At 38.3% G+C, this 18,816-nt stretch carries 14 protein-coding genes and 2 pseudogenes; 1 reads left to right on the top strand and 15 read right to left on the bottom strand.

Annotation, left to right across the window (positions count from 1 at the left end):
• From K5Q34_RS07830 to K5Q34_RS07795, 8 genes and pseudogenes are all read right to left on the bottom strand, one after another.
• The gene (locus K5Q34_RS07830) at window positions 1-2,601 is read right to left on the bottom strand and encodes a GbpC/Spa domain-containing protein (RefSeq protein ID WP_221864805.1); all 2,601 of its coding nucleotides are present in this window, start codon (window positions 2,599-2,601) and stop codon (window positions 1-3) included.
• A gap of 507 nt (window positions 2,602-3,108) precedes the next feature.
• Window positions 3,109-3,453 carry a hypothetical protein gene (locus K5Q34_RS07825; protein ID WP_205032540.1) on the bottom strand — a complete coding sequence of 115 codons (345 nt, stop codon included), beginning with the start codon at window positions 3,451-3,453 and terminating at the stop codon, window positions 3,109-3,111.
• Between the two features lie 369 nt (window positions 3,454-3,822).
• Window positions 3,823-5,952, bottom strand: a complete 2,130-nt coding sequence (locus K5Q34_RS07820; RefSeq protein ID WP_221864804.1) for a heavy metal translocating P-type ATPase — start codon at window positions 5,950-5,952, stop codon at window positions 3,823-3,825.
• A gap of 19 nt (window positions 5,953-5,971) precedes the next feature.
• Window positions 5,972-6,109, bottom strand: a pseudogene (locus K5Q34_RS11990) (CopY/TcrY family copper transport repressor); the annotation flags it as partial.
• A gap of 8 nt (window positions 6,110-6,117) precedes the next feature.
• The gene (locus K5Q34_RS11985) at window positions 6,118-7,560 is read right to left on the bottom strand and encodes a multicopper oxidase domain-containing protein (RefSeq protein ID WP_221864803.1); all 1,443 of its coding nucleotides are present in this window, start codon (window positions 7,558-7,560) and stop codon (window positions 6,118-6,120) included.
• 18 nt (window positions 7,561-7,578) lie between these two features.
• The gene (locus tag K5Q34_RS07805; protein WP_221864802.1) at window positions 7,579-8,028 is read right to left on the bottom strand and encodes a CopY/TcrY family copper transport repressor; all 450 of its coding nucleotides are present in this window, start codon (window positions 8,026-8,028) and stop codon (window positions 7,579-7,581) included.
• 455 nt (window positions 8,029-8,483) lie between these two features.
• Entirely contained in the window at window positions 8,484-8,822 is a 339-nt protein-coding gene (gene cadX, locus K5Q34_RS07800) for a Cd(II)/Zn(II)-sensing metalloregulatory transcriptional regulator CadX (RefSeq protein WP_000711078.1), read from the bottom strand.
• Between the two features lie 12 nt (window positions 8,823-8,834).
• Window positions 8,835-9,449 carry a CadD family cadmium resistance transporter gene (locus K5Q34_RS07795; RefSeq protein ID WP_029179152.1) on the bottom strand — a complete coding sequence of 205 codons (615 nt, stop codon included), beginning with the start codon at window positions 9,447-9,449 and terminating at the stop codon, window positions 8,835-8,837.
• A gap of 110 nt (window positions 9,450-9,559) precedes the next feature.
• Here K5Q34_RS07795 and K5Q34_RS07790 point away from each other — a divergent pair.
• Window positions 9,560-9,673, top strand: a pseudogene (locus K5Q34_RS07790) (IS3 family transposase); the annotation flags it as partial.
• Between the two features lie 151 nt (window positions 9,674-9,824).
• On the opposite strand, the gene K5Q34_RS07785 reads toward K5Q34_RS07790, so the two are convergent.
• The 7 genes from K5Q34_RS07785 to K5Q34_RS07755 form a co-directional block, all read right to left on the bottom strand.
• Complete coding sequence (locus K5Q34_RS07785; RefSeq protein WP_253214106.1) at window positions 9,825-11,117, bottom strand: recombinase family protein; 1,293 nt, start codon at window positions 11,115-11,117, stop codon at window positions 9,825-9,827.
• Window positions 11,080-12,321 (bottom strand): recombinase family protein, encoded by a 1,242-nt coding sequence (locus tag K5Q34_RS07780; RefSeq protein ID WP_205032537.1) that lies wholly within the window; start codon window positions 12,319-12,321, stop codon window positions 11,080-11,082. The genes K5Q34_RS07785 and K5Q34_RS07780 overlap by 38 nt, the downstream gene beginning before the upstream one ends.
• Before the next feature lie 222 nt (window positions 12,322-12,543).
• The gene (locus K5Q34_RS07775) at window positions 12,544-14,013 is read right to left on the bottom strand and encodes a LysM peptidoglycan-binding domain-containing protein (RefSeq protein WP_221864801.1); all 1,470 of its coding nucleotides are present in this window, start codon (window positions 14,011-14,013) and stop codon (window positions 12,544-12,546) included.
• A gap of 6 nt (window positions 14,014-14,019) precedes the next feature.
• A complete protein-coding gene (locus K5Q34_RS07770) occupies window positions 14,020-14,415 on the bottom strand; it encodes a holin family protein (protein WP_024388660.1) in 396 nt (131 codons plus the stop codon).
• Window positions 14,393-14,761 carry a hypothetical protein gene (locus tag K5Q34_RS07765; protein ID WP_105123792.1) on the bottom strand — a complete coding sequence of 123 codons (369 nt, stop codon included), beginning with the start codon at window positions 14,759-14,761 and terminating at the stop codon, window positions 14,393-14,395. The genes K5Q34_RS07770 and K5Q34_RS07765 overlap by 23 nt, the downstream gene beginning before the upstream one ends.
• A 5-nt stretch (window positions 14,762-14,766) precedes the next feature.
• Window positions 14,767-14,973, bottom strand: a complete 207-nt coding sequence (locus tag K5Q34_RS07760) for a hypothetical protein (protein WP_024411431.1) — start codon at window positions 14,971-14,973, stop codon at window positions 14,767-14,769.
• Window positions 14,974-14,985: 12 nt separating this feature from the next.
• Window positions 14,986-18,816 (bottom strand): gp58-like family protein (locus K5Q34_RS07755; protein ID WP_221864800.1); only part of this gene is annotated, 3,831 nt, incomplete at its 5' end.

The following is an 18,816-nucleotide window of genomic DNA, read 5'->3' as shown; positions in this document are numbered from 1 at the left end:
TTAATCCGCTTGTACCAATGCCTCTCCTAGTTTCCCACTTTTTGCTAATAACCACAAGTACTGTGGATGTTTTAAACTAAAGATTCCTTTAGTCATATTATTCAGATGATTGTCTTGCTTTTCAAGTGAAGCCAGGGTTGTCATTGTATGCGCAAAATCAATTTGTGCAGTTGAATCTCTGTGATTAGCATCAATCACTAAAGTTATCTTATTTTTATTAATATGGTCATACGGCTCAACAAAATTATTAAGTAATTTTTGTAATTTATCTGTACTGTAACTACTATAAGCAAGCATTATAGCCAAATCACGATTGATTTTTGCCTGATCTCCTTTATGCTTTTCACCTAATTTTTTAGCTAAAAAGTCAATATAATCAAGTGTGCTGACCGAATTAGCTCGAGTGTCGATGTTTAGATTTTTCTGGAAATAATCATTGATATCAAGTTTGGCCTGCTTGTCTTTTAGCTCCTTTTCCATAAGAGAGGGTGTTGAAGCATGTGTCCATGGTTTTACCTTTGGAGAAGTCTTGCTTGCTTTGTTTACTATTGACGGTTGATAGGTAGGGTAATGGGAAACTATCGGAGACTTTGGCTCAAGATTGCTATGTATTCGTGGCTTATTAACGGGATAGGTTGTTACAGGAGGAATAGCACGCGCTGGTAGAGTTTTGATTGCTACTACTGGTTTATTAGAGCGCGAAGGTAGTTTTGTAGGTGGTCTATAAATACTTCTATGATAAAAGACAACCATTGGCTTCGGAGAGATTGGCTTTTTAACAACCAATGGCTCCTTTGGATTTTTCACTTCTTTTGGTTTGACAGGTTCCAGCGGAAGTAAAACAGAGATAAGCTTGGGTTCACTTGGTTTTACAGGAGGTATGGGTTTGCTAAGGATTTGATAATTGGGAACTAGAGGCTCAATAGGTCTTACTGGCTCACTAGGGATATTGATAACTTCACGAATCGGTTTAATAGGTGCAATAGGTTCTGGACCGAGTATTCCTTTGGCTTTTACATCACTATTAAAGGCGAACCAATAGGCGAAACCATTACTATTTCCAAAGTTGAAACGAATTGTTTCGGTAGACTTTCCAACTATAGCACCTATGTAGGCATCTGGGCTAGTATTACTATCCCAGCCTGATGCTAGGCTTTCTTGAGGTGTAGAAGAAAAGTTCATTGCACGCCCGTCTTTTATGGTAATTGTAGAACCGGTAATTGGGAACAAAGTACCATTGTATCCTGCGACATACTCACCACTGCCGTTTAGGGAATTGATACTGGCAAAACTGGTTAAGGCATACTGTTTATCATTTGGAATGATTTCCTTACCCTCATTGTCAAAAAACTGTACCTTCATTTCTATTTCAAATGACCCTGTTGTTCGATCATCTTTATTATAAATATGAACATAAGCAGTAACAGTTGGATCATCAATGGCCTGAAGAATGACAGACTTATCATAATGTGTAGAGTTTAAAAGGGTATAGGTATATCTCACGCGAGCCAGTTTATGACCTGAGAAACTAGAATTTTCTAGCCCGCTATAGTCAACTTGTACACTGTCACCAATTTTCATATAGGCAGCGTTCCATTGACCTTTAGTGGTAACCGTTTTTGTAGAAATTGGAAAGTTGACTGTTCCAGGGTCAAACCAGTTATTTGTATGTTTTGATAGAAGTGCTAACTGTTCAGGAGAGATGTATTTTCCAGTAAAAGTTTGAGTTGTATTTGGTTCAGATCGGAAAATTAAATTTTGAGCTAGCACCTCTGTTAGGTAACCTGTTTGACCAAGTTTCCCTTGAGCTTCCAGCATTTCCTCGTCATATCTCGCTTTAGCCAGTATATAAGTTTTCTGCTGGTTTTGATAGATTTCTAGGGCTTGTTGATAACGTTTTTCCGCTTCTAAATCGTCTAATTGAGCTTGATCATAGTTTTTCTTTAAATTTTGGTAAGCTAATAAGTCTTGTTCGTACTTTTGTTTCGCTTCTTCATATTGCTTTTGAAGAGTTTCATTTGTTAATTGACCATTTTCATAGGCTTGAAGATTATCTTCATATGTACGAGACGCTTCTTCATAGGTCTTAAGTTCTGATTGATAGGTATCTTGTTTTTCTTTGTTTGCTACTAACGTTTCATCATACAATTTTTTATCAGCCTCATATTGCTGATAGTTTTCCCGATAAACTGCAATTTCCTTTAGGTAGTTTTCATACTTGATACTATCTTGCTTATATTTACTCTTATCCTCCAGATAAGTTTGATAATTCTGAACCTCTTGTTTGTATGTTTGTTCCTCTATTTTTGCAGATTCCACTGCTTGGTTGATTGTATTGATTTGTTCTTGAGTATCTTGCTCAGCTAATGTCTCGTCTTGAAATACCTGTTCCTTAGTTTCAACTAAGATAATTCCATTTTGCTTGGCAGCTTCAATTGATGTATCTAGTGTATTTGGAGAAGAATTAGAGTTATAAGCAGTGTTATCTCCTTTGGTACTGACAATATCATCGGCTAATACGGTATTATTTGTGTGTAACAGTAGAACTGTACTAAAAAGAACTAGTCCAAATGATTGTAATAAAGTGCTTTTCTTTTTCATATTACCTCAATTTCAAATTATTTAATAAAGAACATTATAACATAATTGTATTAGGATAATCTATTGTCTTGTTTTTAACGGGTGAATACGCTTCTATTCCTAAAAATTCCTTGTCAATAGAAATAAACATATCCCCACAAGGGGATTGGAAACAGAATTAGATAATTTCATACTATCACTTCTACTCACTCTGATACTTCCCCACCACAAAGCAAAAAGCCTTACAATCAAGGCTTTTCATTATCCCTTTCATTCAAAGGTTTCTAGGCTTTTACGAGCAGAGCAACACACTCCACGTGATGCGTATTTGGGAGTTCCAAGGTCCTGTGGACCTTGGAAGCAGCTTGCCCAAAAATGAGAGAGCAAGCTGGACAATCTAGTTGCGTTTTTCCAATAAACTCACAACTTCTATGTGTGCTGAGAGCTTTCTTCTATACTAATAGACGAAAGGGAGTGGAAATGATTTTAAGATTATACTGTGGAACGGAACAGTAGCCCTAATATTGACTATCTTTCTAAAATCTCCTCAATAAGTGGTTCTACCCCTGTAGCTAATAGTTCCTCAACTTTATCCCGTGCATGGAACCTATTAACGTCATAGGCTACATACCTTAGCATATCTGCTGCAACCTCATTAACTGGGTAGGGATAGCTCCCCTTCAATATCTGATAAGAGAGATTCGCAAATACATCAGCATCTTCAAAATGTTTTAGAAAATCCTTATAGCTTGAATGGATTGATTGAATCAACTTTTTACCCTGTTCCTCATCAATTTGCATATAGTGCAACAATGCTATTACAAGAACACTATCTTTCAAAATACATTTTTTACACAAATCTGCACCTGTCATTTCATAGATATGCTTTTTCTATCAAAAAGACTAGCAAAAAATCACCACCTCAAAACGAAACGGCGATTCTGTTATTTATTTAATTCTTTGTAAAGCTCAATCCCTTCTTTCTAGTATTATTGACTTTTTTATAGCCTGCAGATTTCTGTGCTCCTAGTTTTTCAGCCTCTTTTATCTGCATCAAGCAATCTCTCCCAAATTGCACCTATAATTTCATCATCTTCAGCAGCAACTAATACTACTTCTCGATCTAAATCAATCGTCTACTTCTATCAACACGATTTTACAAAGAGCCAGTACTTACATCTCTTTTTCTCCTGTAAAACTATTGTATCTTAATACTTTAAGGAGTTTCAATCATTCGATCTGTTAACCGTTATTTTTTGGATCTAAACTTAATAACATAGCATTAATGGCGACGATGACTGTTGACACAGACATTAGGATTGCTCCTAATGCAGGGCTTAATGTGATACCAATAGGAGCCAAAATTCCTGCAGCTAGAGGGATAGCTATAAAGTTATAACCAGCTCCCCAAAATAGGTTTTGTTTCATTTTTCGAGTTGTTTTGTGTGCTAATTCAATGAATGATTCAATATCTCCTGGATCGGATTGAGTCAATATGACATCAGCTGAATCCAATGCAACTTGAGTTCCAGCACCTATAGCTATACCAACATCTGCTAAGGCAAGAGAAGGAGCATCATTTACACCATCACCTACCATGATAACTTTCTTTCCTTCATCTTTAAGTGTTTTAACTAACTCATATTTGTCTTGTGGAGATTGATTTGATCTATATTCAATCCCTAAATCTACTGCCACGCCTTGAGCCGCTTTTTCATTATCACCTGTTGCCATAATTGGTTGAATATTGTTCTTTTTAAGAGCTTTAACTAACTCTCTACTCGTTGGTTTTAATTCGTCCCCTAAAGCTACAGCACCAATAGCATCATCGTTTTCTACTAAGACACTAAGAGTTGCTCCTTTTGGAATATCCATATCAAGATTACGTCCATAGGCTTTTTGACTGATTAATTGGTAACGGTGCCCACCTGCTTTACCCTCTACTCCAGCACCGGAAATCACATCAATCGAATCAAAAGATGCTGGACGTATATTTTGCTGCTCGGCGAAACTTATAATTGATTGAGCAATTGGGTGGCTAGATCCTCCTTCAATACCTGCCAATAAGGCAATGATTTCCTCTTTTGTATATTTGTCATTAAGAAGTTTTACATCTAATACTTTAAATTCACCAGTTGTTAAAGTACCCGTTTTATCTAAAATCATCACATCTGCATCTTGAGCTATTTCTAAGGCTTGGCGGTCTTTTACTAGTAAGCCACGGCTAGCCCCTAAGCTTGTGCTTCGGGCGGTTACCAATGGAATAGCCAGACCCAATGCGTGCGGACAAGCAATAACTAATGTAGTAATAGTAAATATAACTGCCGTTGGGATATCTCCAATAATCATCCACACTACAAAAGCAATTAGCGCGACAATAACAGCAATATAGAAGAGCCACCCTGCAACCTTTTGCGCAATATTTTCTGCCCTGGAAGGCTGACTTTGAGCTTGGCTAATTAAAGTCTGTACTTGAGAGATAAAGGATTGATCACCTGTCTCATTCACTTTAATATAAAGAACCCCTTCTCCATTTGTTGAGCCTCCGATTACTTCATCGCCAGGACCTTTTTTAACTGCTTTTGATTCTCCAGTCAAAAGAGCTTCATTTACACGTGATTCGCCACGCTCGATAGTTCCGTCTGCTGGCACATTTTCTCCGGCTTGAACACGAATTAAATCGCCTACCTGTAAGTCAGCAACTGGACGTATTTCAATTGAATCATCTTCTAACACAACGTGAGCATCTTTTGGTACCAACTTAGCCAATGCTGCTTGTGCGTCTCCTGCTTCTCCAATAGCTTTCATCTCAATCCAGTGACCTAATAACATGATTAATAATAATGAAGCAAATTCAAAGAAAAAGTCCATCACGTGTCCACCCGTTACGTAGGTAATGATAACAGCATAAATACTGTATAAATATGAAACACTTATACCTAAAGAAACTAGAGCCATCATTCCAGGTTCTTTTTGTTTAAATTCGTCAACTGCGCCTTGATAGAATGGACGTCCACCATAAATAATTAATATAGTAGATAAAATAGCTACTACAATATCAGAATATGGAAAAGTAAACTGGAATGGTAGGTCAAACCCAGCCATAGGGGATAAGAGCATAATAATGATTCCTAGTGGCAATGATTTTAAGAAAAGTTCCTTAAAGTTACCGTGATGATGGTGTTCATGCCCTCCGTGATGCCCACTGTGGTCATGCCCACTGTGCCCGCTGTGATCATGCTCAGCATGATGTTCTTGATGTTGATTCTTATGGTCTCCATGTTCTTCCGTGCTTACGTGCTCATGTTTTGAATGATCCATGTCGCCATGATTATGGTGACAGTGGGATAAATGTTTGTTGTTATTGTTCATTTTAAATTCCTCCTTATTCTTAATGATGATGTAAATGACACTCGCATTGTCTTTCTGGACAATTGCAATCCACTTCTTCTACTGCGAAAGATTTTTTTATCTCTAATATTTTTTCTAGTCGATCTATATCATCGAAGCTTAAGACATGATCTTCAATATTATTTATTATTCTACTTTAATTTGTCCCATCATACCTGCTTCTTCATGTTCAAGAATGTGACAGTGGTACATATAACTACCCTTCTTATTAAACTTAACTATAAGTCTTACTTTTTCGTTAGGCTCAATATATACAGTATCTTTCCATCCGCTCTCCTCTGGAGAAGGCGCATTACCGTTTCTTGATAGAATTTGAACCTGGGTGCCATGAATATGGAATGGGTGTCCCATTTCATGCATCATAGATCCTGGGTTTGTAATTTCCCAAATCTCTGTATCTCCAAGCTTCACTGTTTCATCAATTCTATTCATATCAAACTTTTTACCGTTTATTGATACCATGTGACCCATACCTTGAAGCTCAAAACTTCTTATCTTAGTAGCTTGTGCTTCTGACATTCTTTCTATATTCGTTAAAGTGCTAGGTACTTCAGTATCATCTTTCCCATCGCCTTTAACATTAAAGGTCATAATGGCTTCCTTATTACTCATAAGTGATAGCTGCATTCCCTTTTCATACTTTGAAAAGTCCACTATTATCTCTGCTCTTTCCCCAGGTGATAACATAATATTTCTCTTACTAACCGGTTTTTCTAAAAATCCACCATCAGATGCTATTTGATAGAATCCATCTCTATTATCTAACTTCAAATTAAAGTTACTTGCATTAGCACCATTAACTATTCTAAATCTCATCTTGACTCTATTAACCTCTAAATTAGGTTTAATAGCTCCGTTAACTATGATAGTATCCCCTGTTGCTCCATCCATCATATTTGTATTATAAATAAAACTGCCGTCCTTGCCAAAGCTTCTATCTTGAATTACTAAAGGTATATCATTTACTCCATATTCCTTAGGAATATTTAAGCTTTTTGATACTTCATCATCCACATAGAATAGTCCTGCTAAACCTTTATAAACTTGGGTAGCAGTATTTCCTCCAAAGTGCGGATGATACCACAATGTTGCAGCCTGTTGATTTACTGTAAAACTAGGCTCCCAAGTTGTTCCTGGTTCAATTCCTTGATGAGGGCCCCCATCCTTTTCTCCTTCTACCTCTAGTCCATGCCAGTGAACTGTAGTTGCTTCTTTTAGCTTGTTATTTACGTGCACATTTACTTGCTCACCTTTACTTACTCTGATGACAGGGCCTAAGAAGCTTCCGTTGTAGCCCATAGTTCGTGTCTTGGTATTTGGTAAAAATGAAGTTTCTCCTTCTTGAGGTTCTAAAGTAAAATCCGCAATATTAGGATCTGGATTTTTATCCTCTAATAGTGGTGGTATAGGAAGTGTACTTTTTGTTTTACTTGTTTGAATATCTATATTAACTGCACTCTGGTTTATATTAAAATAACTAATCATTGGTTCTAAAAGTGTAATATATCCAACTGCAGTTAATCCGACTGTAAGTCCAATACCTAATAACATATGTTTTTTCTTACTCATTTTTATTCCTCCTTATTCTTAATGATGATGTAAATGACATTCGCATTGTCCTTCTGGACAATTGCAATCCACTTCTTCTACTGCGAAAGATTTTTTCATTTCTAATATTTTTTCTAGTCGATCTATATCATCGAAGCTTAAAACATGATCTTCAATGATGCTTCCTATTACATTTCCGACTTTCTTTTTGCAAATACGGTTAAAAATATCTTCTGCATAATCCCTTACGGCTTCTTTCTCTACAATATTGGCAGTGTAAATAAACTTTCTACCTTCTTGCTCTGTATTTAGTACGCCTTTTTCAACTAATCGACCTAAGATCGTTTTGATAGTGGATTCTGTCCAGTCCATTTTTTCTTTCAATACAGAGATGACTGTTTTACTAGTTACTCGATCATTTGCCCAAACTACACGCATGACTTCCCATTCAGCATCTGTGATAGAAGTATTAAGTTCTATTGTGCACATTTTCCTTTCCTCCTTGTTGTTTACAGATGTAAACGAATATGTTCAAAATAAGTTTACTATTGTAAACGAAATATGTCAAGTCTTTTTATTAAATTCTCACTTTTTGGGGTCAGTCCCTTAAAACTGAAAGTTTTAAAATGAAATTAGCCATCTACCTATACTGTGAGATGAAGGCTACGACTCATTCTGATAAGTCATCGATTTCATTTGATGACAGGTTTGGAGCTGTTAGGCAAATTTGCCAAGGCTAATCATAGCCTTGCTTTAGCCCAAAAAGACATCCAAGAGATTTCTCTTGAATGTCTGTAAACGCTGATATAATCGTAGGTCGCTTTGCTTTAACTATACTTTTTTCTTAAACATTTGATACGAGTAGGTATTTCTTGTGAGTAATTTTCATCAAAAATTTCATATATAATCTCCCTATAATCATGGAAAAGTAGTAAAAATAGTTGTTATCCTAGTTGATTAAAAAAATCTCTGATTTCCTCATCTTTTATAAAATAATATATAATTTTCCCCTCTCTTCTAGTGTCCAAGATGTTTTGATTGGCTAGTTTACGAAGATGGTGGGAGGCAGATGCCATACTGAGATTTAATAAACAGGCTATATCGCAGACACAGAGTTCTTCGACGGCAAGGAGATAAAAGATGATATTTATCTGTTTATTATCGGTAAATTTTGATAAAATGCGAAGTGATTTTTGGACTTTTTCCTTTTCAAGGTAGTTCGTTGCGGTTGTAACATTTTGTTGATTTATAACATCCACTTGACAGATACTATCTTTTTTCATAATTTTTTTCTCCTAGCCTAACACAGCCCATAGCATGTCAAAGCTGTTGTTTTCAATCAGGATATACATCCCCAATCCTAAATAGACAACGGCAATAAACCATCTGCTATATTTTTCCAAAGTTTCTCCAACAGAAGGGACTTGTGACAATTTTTGGGCAGAAAAAACCAAGAGATAAATCATGACTAGAAAGGTCAGTAAAGCCACTATCAAATTCGCTAAATTTAAGGTAGTAAAATATGGGACAAAGACACCAATATTGTCAGCACCACAACTTGCAAAAGTAATCATAGCGACTAGAAAAATCAGGTTTTTATTATCTTTGCTCAAACCTTCTTTGGCAATAGCTTCTCCATCAGAATCTCCTAAAAGCAAAACTTTGAGGCCTAGGAAAATTGGAATCAAACCGAGCAAACCTAAAATCTCTTTACTAGGAATATAATCTAAGACAAATGCAAAAAGCAAACTTAGCAATATTAGACTAACAGAGCCTAGAAATTGTCCTAAATAGATGTTAATGATGTCTTTTCTGCTTTTTCTTTTGGCAAAAAATAACATTAGGATAATAAGTAAGTCTACGGCTGTCCCAGAATACAGGATTATTGAAGTAACAACATTTTGAATCATAAAACACCTCATTCAAATATATTTTTGAATGAATTTTAACATTAAACTTTGTAGATGTCAACTTAAAATCCACCAATTAATAATTGCATGTCAATATTTGTATTGTGTTGTTTCAGAAATATATTGTAATTCAAATTGTAGAAAATTACATCAAATATTATAATGAAAAAAGAATCCAACAAAAATTGGACTACCTGTCTCCGGTTGAATACCGGAGACGGTAGCCCTAGGGTGTTTTTATTAAATTCTCACTTTTTTGGGGTCAGCCCCACGACCGTTGATTGAGCTTAAAACTATTTCGATTTATGAGCCATTGGAAATCTCGTATGATGCATATATGTCTAATTGCAAACATTAACTAGAGTAATAGCCTAGTTACAAGTCTACCTCAGTTCCTTCTAAAAATCTGACAGTTATCTGTCCATCCTCCACAATTGTAATACTATCCAATGCCTGACACATCTCATACGAATCGAATTCCCAGGATGGCTTGTTTATTATATCAGCCAACTTTGTACTATAATGCTTTTCTAGCGGACGATTTTCTTCTATAATCTTATTCCACTTCCCATGCAACAGATCCACGTTCTCACTCAATAGTTCTACAGCCATTACTACGGCTTTCTCTAACGTTTCTTCATCAATATGGTTATTCTGACAGCCAATCTGTCCTTTGACCCTATATCGATTGTTACATTGCCAAACCTTGCGTTTACCTCGACTGGTGGTCCAGTTCTTTCGACCAAAGGCTGAACCACATTCTTTACAGAACACCTTAGTTGTAAAAGGGTTATCGTCATTTTGCATGATATAGGACTTGAGCTGATGCTCCTCTCGGTAGGCTTTCCTCCTTGCCAATTCCAACTGTACTAATTCCCAAATGTCTTTGTCAATAATAGCTTCATGGCTATTTTCTACATAGTACTGGTCAACCTGACCGTCATTTTGAACTCGTTTCTTAGTCAAAAAATCAACGGTAAAGGTCTTCTGCAATAAGGCATCACCCTTGTACTTTTCATTTTGAAGCATTTTCTGTATAGCACTTGGATACCAATTTGCCTTCCCAGTCCAACCAGATATTTCATTGTCATTCAAATACTTAGCTATGGACTCAGGACTATACCCATCTAAGAATTTCTCGTAAATGAATTTAACTGTTTCAGCTTGCTGAGGGTTTATGACGAGTCTACCATTCATATCTTTGTCATACCCCATAAACTTAGTGGTATTCACTCGAACTTCACCACGTTCAAACTTTTTGCGGATTCCCCAAGTCGCATTCTCTGAAATGGAACGTGACTCATCCTGTGCCAAGGAAGAAAGGATGGTCAGGAGAACTTCACCTTTAGAATCTAGGCTGTCAATATTCTCCTTCTCAAAGGTCACACCAACACCAAGCTCTTTCAACTCTCTGACGTACTTTATACAATCAAGGGTGTTTCTTGCAAATCGACTGATTGACTTGACCAAAATCCTATCCACCTTACCTGCCCTACAATCTTGTATCAAGCGGTTAAAGGCATCACGTTTTTTGGTATTGGTTGCTGAAATGCCCTCATCCGCATAGATGTCAACTAACTCATAGTCCTCGTGTTTGGAGATATACTCTCGGTAATAATTAACTTGGTTTTCATAACTTGATAGCTGTTCTTCTTGGTCGGTGGACACTCGACAATATGCGGCTACTTTGATTTTCTTCCTGACCTGATGTAGAACGCTGGTCTGCACTTTCTTGGCCGGAATAACTGTAATACTTTTCCCCATTTCTATCCCTTTCTATTACTGTAACTGTTGAGGTTATCTCCCAATTTGAAATTTCTACTTCTGGCACTCGCATCCCCTGACAGGCTACTTTTCCCTCTTTTATGTATTTGGAACAGCACCAAACAATTTTTTTCTTATAAGAAACCTGTCTCTTTAAAGTCGAACCACAATGCTGACATTTTAACAAACCTGTAAATTTATAAGTTTTGTTTCTGCCTTGTTGCCATCTTCTACTATTCAGCTTATCTTGGACACTCTGCCAATCTTCTTTTGAAATAATGGCTTCATGATTATCTTCTATCAAGTATTGTTCAAGTTCTCCTTGGTTCAATTTTTTAGGACCATTCACACCATCATGGAAATACTTCTGCAATAAGACTGAACCTTTGTATTTTTCATTGCTTAACATTTGACGGATTGTTGTGTCATGCCATTTAGCACCTGTAACAGTCGCAACTCCCTTTTCATTTAAGTGTTTGGCAATACGATGTGTACCATTTCCTGCAAGATAAAGTGAAAATATTTCCCTAACTATTAAGGCTTCTTCTGGATTGATAATCAATTCATCGTTTTCGTCAACATCGTATCCTAAGAATCGCTTGGTGTTAATGACCAGCTCTCCTCGTTGGAATTTCTTTTGAAATGCCCAACGTTGATTACCACTCATACTCCTCAATTCATCCTCCGCGATACTAGCTAATACTGAAAGCATCACTTCCCCTTCACTTGAAAGGGTATGAATGTTTTGTTCCTCAAAGAATATGTCTACTCCAATTGCCTTCAGTTCACGACTAATTTCAAGAACTGTAACCGTGTTTCTGGCAAAGCGGGCAATAGACTTGGTGTGGATAACATCAATCATACCTTTACGACAATCTTCAATCATAGCTTGAAAATTTGGACGATTATCCTTAGAACCAGATATACCTCTATCATGATAAACACCTACAAAATCAATATCGTCTCTATTGGAATACAGGTTTTCAAAATACTGTTTCTGATTTTCTAACGATTCTAACTGACTTCCATTGGTCGTCGAAACTCGAATGTAGGCACAGACTCTCTTCCTATGTTTTTGTCTATTGACTCTAATCTTCTTTACGGACATTTACTCTCCTTCCTATGTAATGGCACACTATATATCACTCTAAAAAGGATATTAGTCAAGTTATCAGACAAACTAATTCGGCCTGATAAATTTATGCCATAGTTCATGGAATACAAATATTCCTCCTACTTTACTAGGTAGGTTTGGGAGCGATTTTTCCGCACTTTTTGAAAAAAAGGCAAAAAAATAAAGCCTGATGTTCCCACCAGGCTTATATCTTAATTATGAAATTCTAAACCAACCAACAACTTTACCAAGTTTAACTGTTCCAGTAGAATCGTAGAGTGAGCCATCCGCCATCCATTGACGATTCACACGACGAGTGATACCACCGCCACCAATTTCCAATTGGTCATTGATTCCGTTCTTATTATGGTCAGAATACCCATCAATATTCTGTTCCACACCATCAATACTTTTTCCATCTGAATCCGTCACACAGACACCAATGTGACCATATACCAAACCATCCGTCTGAATGACATAAAAATCACCTGCTTTAGGATTCACACCCCAAGCATCGTAGATTACTTGGAAACCATTTGATTTTGCTTTCTTCAAACAATCAATCGCATTAGTATAGGACATATTCTTATCCGTAAGTTCTTGAACAATCTTATCCACCAAGGCAACACATTGTCCACCATAAGGGTTAGATGGAACAGTCACCTTTTGACCGACCTTGGATAATGCTGACGCAACCACACGGCTTGCAACACTGGTTGGAATAGCGGTTGTTGTCCTTGAAGCCGCATTGACCTTTAGAGTTTGTCCAACTCTTAAAATATCCGTCTTCTTCAAGCCATTCACCGCAAGAAGGGCATCAACTGTTAAACCAAACTTCCGAGCGATTCCATAATACGTATCGCCTTTCTGTGCTTGATAGGTCTGCTCACTATGGCCTTTAGTTGTTCCTTCTACATCCTGCTCAAGCACCCATGACTTGATCCCATCAAGTAGATAAGCTCTCTTACTGTTGGACTGGTGAACATTCTTCACTTGGAGGATTTTGTAAGTGCGCCCCTTAACCCAGTTGGCGATTTTCTGACCAGTCTGATAATGAGTCGCATGAGGCAACACCCTAAGACTATCACCAACAAGATAGATTGGTTTTGAAGGAGTTCCTGAACTCCCAACGGTTGAACTGGGTGTCGAGGGAACTATGGTCTTGACTTCAACTCCTGTTATAGCTGATACAAGACCTCTCGCAATGTCCTCTTTCTTGTTCTCAAAAATCGCCATATCTTGTTCATTATCGATGAAGGCAATCTCCACCAAACGATAGGTGTATCCACGACTTGCTGCTTGGTTGGCATTATAGAGCCAATCTACCTTCTTAATGCCACGATTTTGGAAATAACGTGAAAGGAGAGATAGGATAGCCATATCTTTCTTATCCGCTTCTAAGGAAGATTGAATCAAGACTTCTGTCCCCTTGGCACTACCATTAAAGGCATTGAAGTGCAATTCAGTAATTGAGTCGTATCCCTTACCAATACTAGAAATACTCCGATAATCATAAACATTTTGTTCGGTAATAAAATCAATCTGTTGTCCACTGTACTTAGACATTAACTTGGCTAATTCTCGAACCTTTCCTGCTTCTGTGATACCTAGTTTGGCATTCACTGCTCCAGGATCATAGCCTGTTCGCCCTTGCCCATGACCACAAATGACTAGATGTTTTCCCATATCTTCTCACCTCTCGTTGATTTGTTTTAAGATTGCTTGTAGTTTCTCAGGTATTGGTAGACCAATTCGAACGGTATTTTCTAAAATACTTAACCCCTCATTACTGAGATAAAAGAAAATGACCATGGTTCGAATTGTTCCACCCTGCTTGATGATTGCAGTATCAATCATATGACCTAGGGAAACTAAAAATAAAATGGCTATCTTTTTAAAGATGCCACGAAAACCAATACTACTAGACAATTGTTTCTCTACAACCGCCGCAAAAATTCCTGTTAGATAGTCAATAATAATGAAGACAAGTAGGGCATATAGAATACCATCCAACTCTCCAAATAAACTACCAATCAAGCCTCCAATCATGGAAAATAAAATCTTATTAAGAGTTAACAGTTCCTTCATCAGTCACCTCACTTTCTACTGAACCTTCCTGCACAATGGTAGGGTCTGACCAATCCGGTTGACCGTTCTCATCAAACCGCATCAGATAAAAACATTCATGGAATAAATCAGAAAGGTTCAGAGTTAATGTCGTACTACCCCACTGATTAAAAGCCCAAACTGTTTCTGTTGTAACCAACTGCCGCTTTCCATTTTTTATGGCAGGTCGCCTTACCTCTTCAAGATACATGTAAAAATCCTGCTCTGCTGTCTTACAACGAATGAACTCTCCATTCTTACGCATGTAAGTGAGAGCTGTCTCCAAATCAAATGGCTCTGTTACTTTGTCAATATTGAGAAGTGCCATGAGAACTATTCTCCTTTCCTTTCTTCAGGTTTTGTCTGAACTTCTAACAGCTCAGTCAATTCCTGTTTTTCTTTACGCAATAGGCTAAGTTCCTCATCCCTTTCCACCAATTGGATGGCAATGAGGTTCTTAGCGGTGATTTCATCAGATAGCTTGGTCACAAGCTCTTGGATAGTTAGTTTTAATGATTGGTTGATTTGTTCTAGATTCATCTGTGAACTCCTTTATTTAATCGTATCCCATGTCAAGATGACATCACCTCGACCTGTGATATTTACTAAGTGTTTAAAATTGTGATTGAATTGATGAAGGACATCTTTCAAGCTGACATAGGTTGTCCCATTTCGATAGATGCGGATATCTCCGATATTCAAAATAGAACTTGGTCGGTCAGATGCTTTAAAGGCATCAATACTCAATCGGTTAGGCAAGGTTACTATTTCCCAGCCATCTGGATTGGTATATGGAGCACTAGCTAAACGTACCTTATCGCCCACCACATCAATTTGGTCGGTATCAGTACCATTCCATGCTCGAATCCCTACAAAGCCACCGTCATTGGCATTCCAGTTGTTCCATCGATTCGAACCGATAATGGTTACACCACATGGTTTCCCGTTTGATGTTCCTGTCTCAAAGGAAACCCATTGATGCGGATACCCACTAACCTCTCGAGAAATGGATGGAGAGTTGGTATAGAACTTAATGTTTCCAAGTGATAGATTGATTTTCATAGCTCCGTTGATTGCTGACAAAATACCTCCAGAAATTTTGTTGGCAGATAGGGTCACTGCCTGCACTTGGGTTATGAAGGCTGATTTGGCAAATAACTGCTTGAGATAAGCTTCTGTAGCCATAAACTTGGTAAAGAAAGCTTGGTCAACCTTTATCTTATCCGCAGTAATGGCTTCTGCTCCAATTCGAGCTGCTGAGATGATGCCTGACGTAATCTTGCCTGCATCAAGACTGGCAATCTTACCGCTCGCTATCACACCATCTTGGATATAGGTAGTGCCAGTAATTTGAACGAGTTTTCCATCAATCTTGACTGTGCCATCCTTATTAAGATTGAGCTGACTCAGGACTGTCCCTGCACTGGTCAGATTTCGAACCGACCACGCCCCTGCAAGTGTTGAAACCTGCGTTTGAATGGCATTTACTGTGGCAGTTGTTGCTCGACTTGTTTCTAGATTGCCAACTCGTGTCACAATCCCAGTAGCCGTTTGAACAACCTGACTGATTTGATTAGTGTGATCTCCAATGGTCCGAGCGTGACTGCTTACAGTATCCCGCACTTCATGAAAGGCAGTTACAGTCGTAAAGTCGTCTAATGACGGTGTCCAATAGTCTGGAAAGATATCACCAGTTGATACCATTAAGGCTCTCACATGAAACTTACCTGTCTTAACCCCATCAATTCTGACTTGAAGTTCAAAACCTTTAGAGTGTTGGTACATCTCATGAGTGATGGTAGAGGTTAGTTTAATTAACCGATAGTTGTTACCCGTCGCTAGATTACTGCTCCATTTATTGTAGAAAGGGTGATACAAATTCCAGTTGGTCCATGTCCAAGTATTTTGATTATCCAAGATTGGACCTTGAAGTTTCATAGAACGAGTCGTCACCGCCGGGTCAAAGGTAATCTCATCCGCTGAGATATGAACATATAAATGCACTTTTGACCCAACATATATACCGCTTCCATCTCCAAATTGCACCCTTCCTAAAGAGGCTACCCAGTTGCTATTGGCATTTATCGTCTGATAAGCACCCCATCTATCCGAAGTACCAGCTATCAAGTTGCGATGCGAAACTGAGGTAGGGATTCTGCTTTCCGTTTGACTGATTCGCTGGGTAAAACTATCAGAGGTGGTTCTAACCAAATTCTGTACACTAGTTGTCGTCGCATAGGGTTGTAACGAACTGCTCGTAAGATAGCCACGACCCGCAATATTGGAATCAACCTGAGACTTGGTTTGGTAGCCTTTTGAGTTAATGGCAGATTCAACTTGCGTACTTGTAAGTCGTTGTTCAATTTGCCCAGCATGTGTTCGGATAGTGGTTTCTGCACTTGCTACTCGACCAGTCAAGCTATTAAAATCAGTCTTTGCTACTTTCTGTGAGATGGCGTCATTGGAAATCCTTAAATCTGCCTTTGTTTGAGTAATCTGACTTGCGTTTGCATTGGCCTTAGCCAAGGCATTGTCAGCGGTTGTTTTTACACCTTCAAGAACTGTCTTATCAGCCTTAAGCAAAATAGATTGCTGTGTTTGTTGGATGGATGTAGTATGTCCCTCAACAGTCCGTTTCAAGTTATTAAAATCCGTTTGACTGACCTTTGAGGATACATCCGAAACTAATTGTCGAATCTGGGTTTCACTACTAGAAATCTTTCCATTTGCTTCGGTTAATCTTGTAGAAATCTGCTCTACACCAGAAGCCGTTTGAGTGATGAGTGTCCGTTGGGTGGTCAATTCACCAGCTATATCTGCTGGATTTTCTGAATAACCTGTGTCTAGTGAGGTCTTTGCGACTTTCAATCCTGCCACATAGAATTTATTGCCATTTGGGATAGTACTGCCATTGTACTCAGTCCGAAATTGGAGTGAACCATCAGATAATACATGAACTGTTTTCCAGTAGCGTTTCCAGTCACTGGTGACAGAAATAATATCGTCAGACTCTCTCACTCTTGCGACTGGAGCACGATAGACACTCGAACCGGACCAAATCGCTGAAACTTTGATGGAAGAAAGTGGCTGATTCGCTTTGGCATAAAAGCTAAAAGTAATGACATCTCCTGCTTTCACAACAATATTCTGATGACTTCCGTTGAACCCTGCTTGGGTTGAACGAACAACCAGTCCTCTGAAATTCTCTGTTTCGGTAGACCAGTTGTTTCCTAAATGCCATGCATTTCCTTTATTTGACCAATCACGAGTACCAGTCATCAAATTGAGACCGTCTAGGCTAGTTGGAATTTTCGCATCCACCTGACTGATTTCAGTTGTTATGCGATTCCCCAATTGCGTAATCGATGACTCGGCAGTTTCGATTCTCTGTTTTGCTTGGTTAAAATCACTGGTTTTAACACGCTGAGAAATTTGGTCTGCTTGTACTTGAATCATGGATTCTGCACTGGTTACTCGACCAGTCAGACTATCCACCAGTTGCTTACTCGCAAGAAGTTTTATATCCTCCTTGGTTTGTGAGAGATTGGTACTGACAGTTGCCAACTGCCCACCTAATAGAGCTTTTGCTACATCAACTAATCGACTAGCTTCAGTGATAGCTTGTGATTTAGCTGTCGCAATCTTTGACTCTGTTTGACTACGCTCCGTTGAAGTCAATCGGTTAGCTTCTTGAATGGCATCAAGCTTGGATTGTTCTGCCCTTCTGAGAGCTTCAGTTGCCCCAGTTTGAGCCTGTTCCGCCTTCAGTTTGGCTTCTGTGGCTAGGTTGGTATTTACCCCAGCCTTTGCCATTAAATCACGAGTTGTGCGTTGCTGCTCCTCTTCCTGTTGCCGCATCTGTTGGTGAATAGAAGAAAGTTCATTATCAATGCTAGCCTTTAATCGATCCGCATAGACTTCCCCACGACTTTGAGCCTGTTCGATAGCGTTATCGATGGCTACTTGACGTTTCTCAAATTCCGCATCAAAGGCTTTGTTGGTATTCTCAAGGGCAATTTCAACGGCAACATCCTCACTACGCTTATTCCCATCAATGAGATTATTTGCTAAGGTAGTCAAGCTATCGCCAGTTTTACTTGTTCCGATACTTGCCTTATCATCAAAAGTGATAGAGCGGTAATTCTTAGCTAGAGGATCATAATCATAGGCGATGGCTTTCTTCTTCACATCAATGCCGTGTAACTTGCTTTTTAAAGTCACTGTATCGCCTAGATGAACTGTTTGACCGTCTAACTCAAATGCCTCAATGATGATGGCATCTTTTGGTTTATCAATTCCCTCTAAGCGAAACTTGCTACTAGCCCACTCTATTAACTCCTGTCGAGTTTTGAGATTATTATTGGTATAGGTCACTTCATTGAT

The sequence above is a fragment of the Streptococcus sp. 2018110 genome, assembly GCF_019754115.1.
GTDB lineage: Bacteria > Bacillota > Bacilli > Lactobacillales > Streptococcaceae > Streptococcus > Streptococcus hashimotonensis.
The sequence above is the reverse complement of the archived record's forward strand: the minus strand, read 5'-3'. Positions and strand labels throughout refer to the sequence as shown.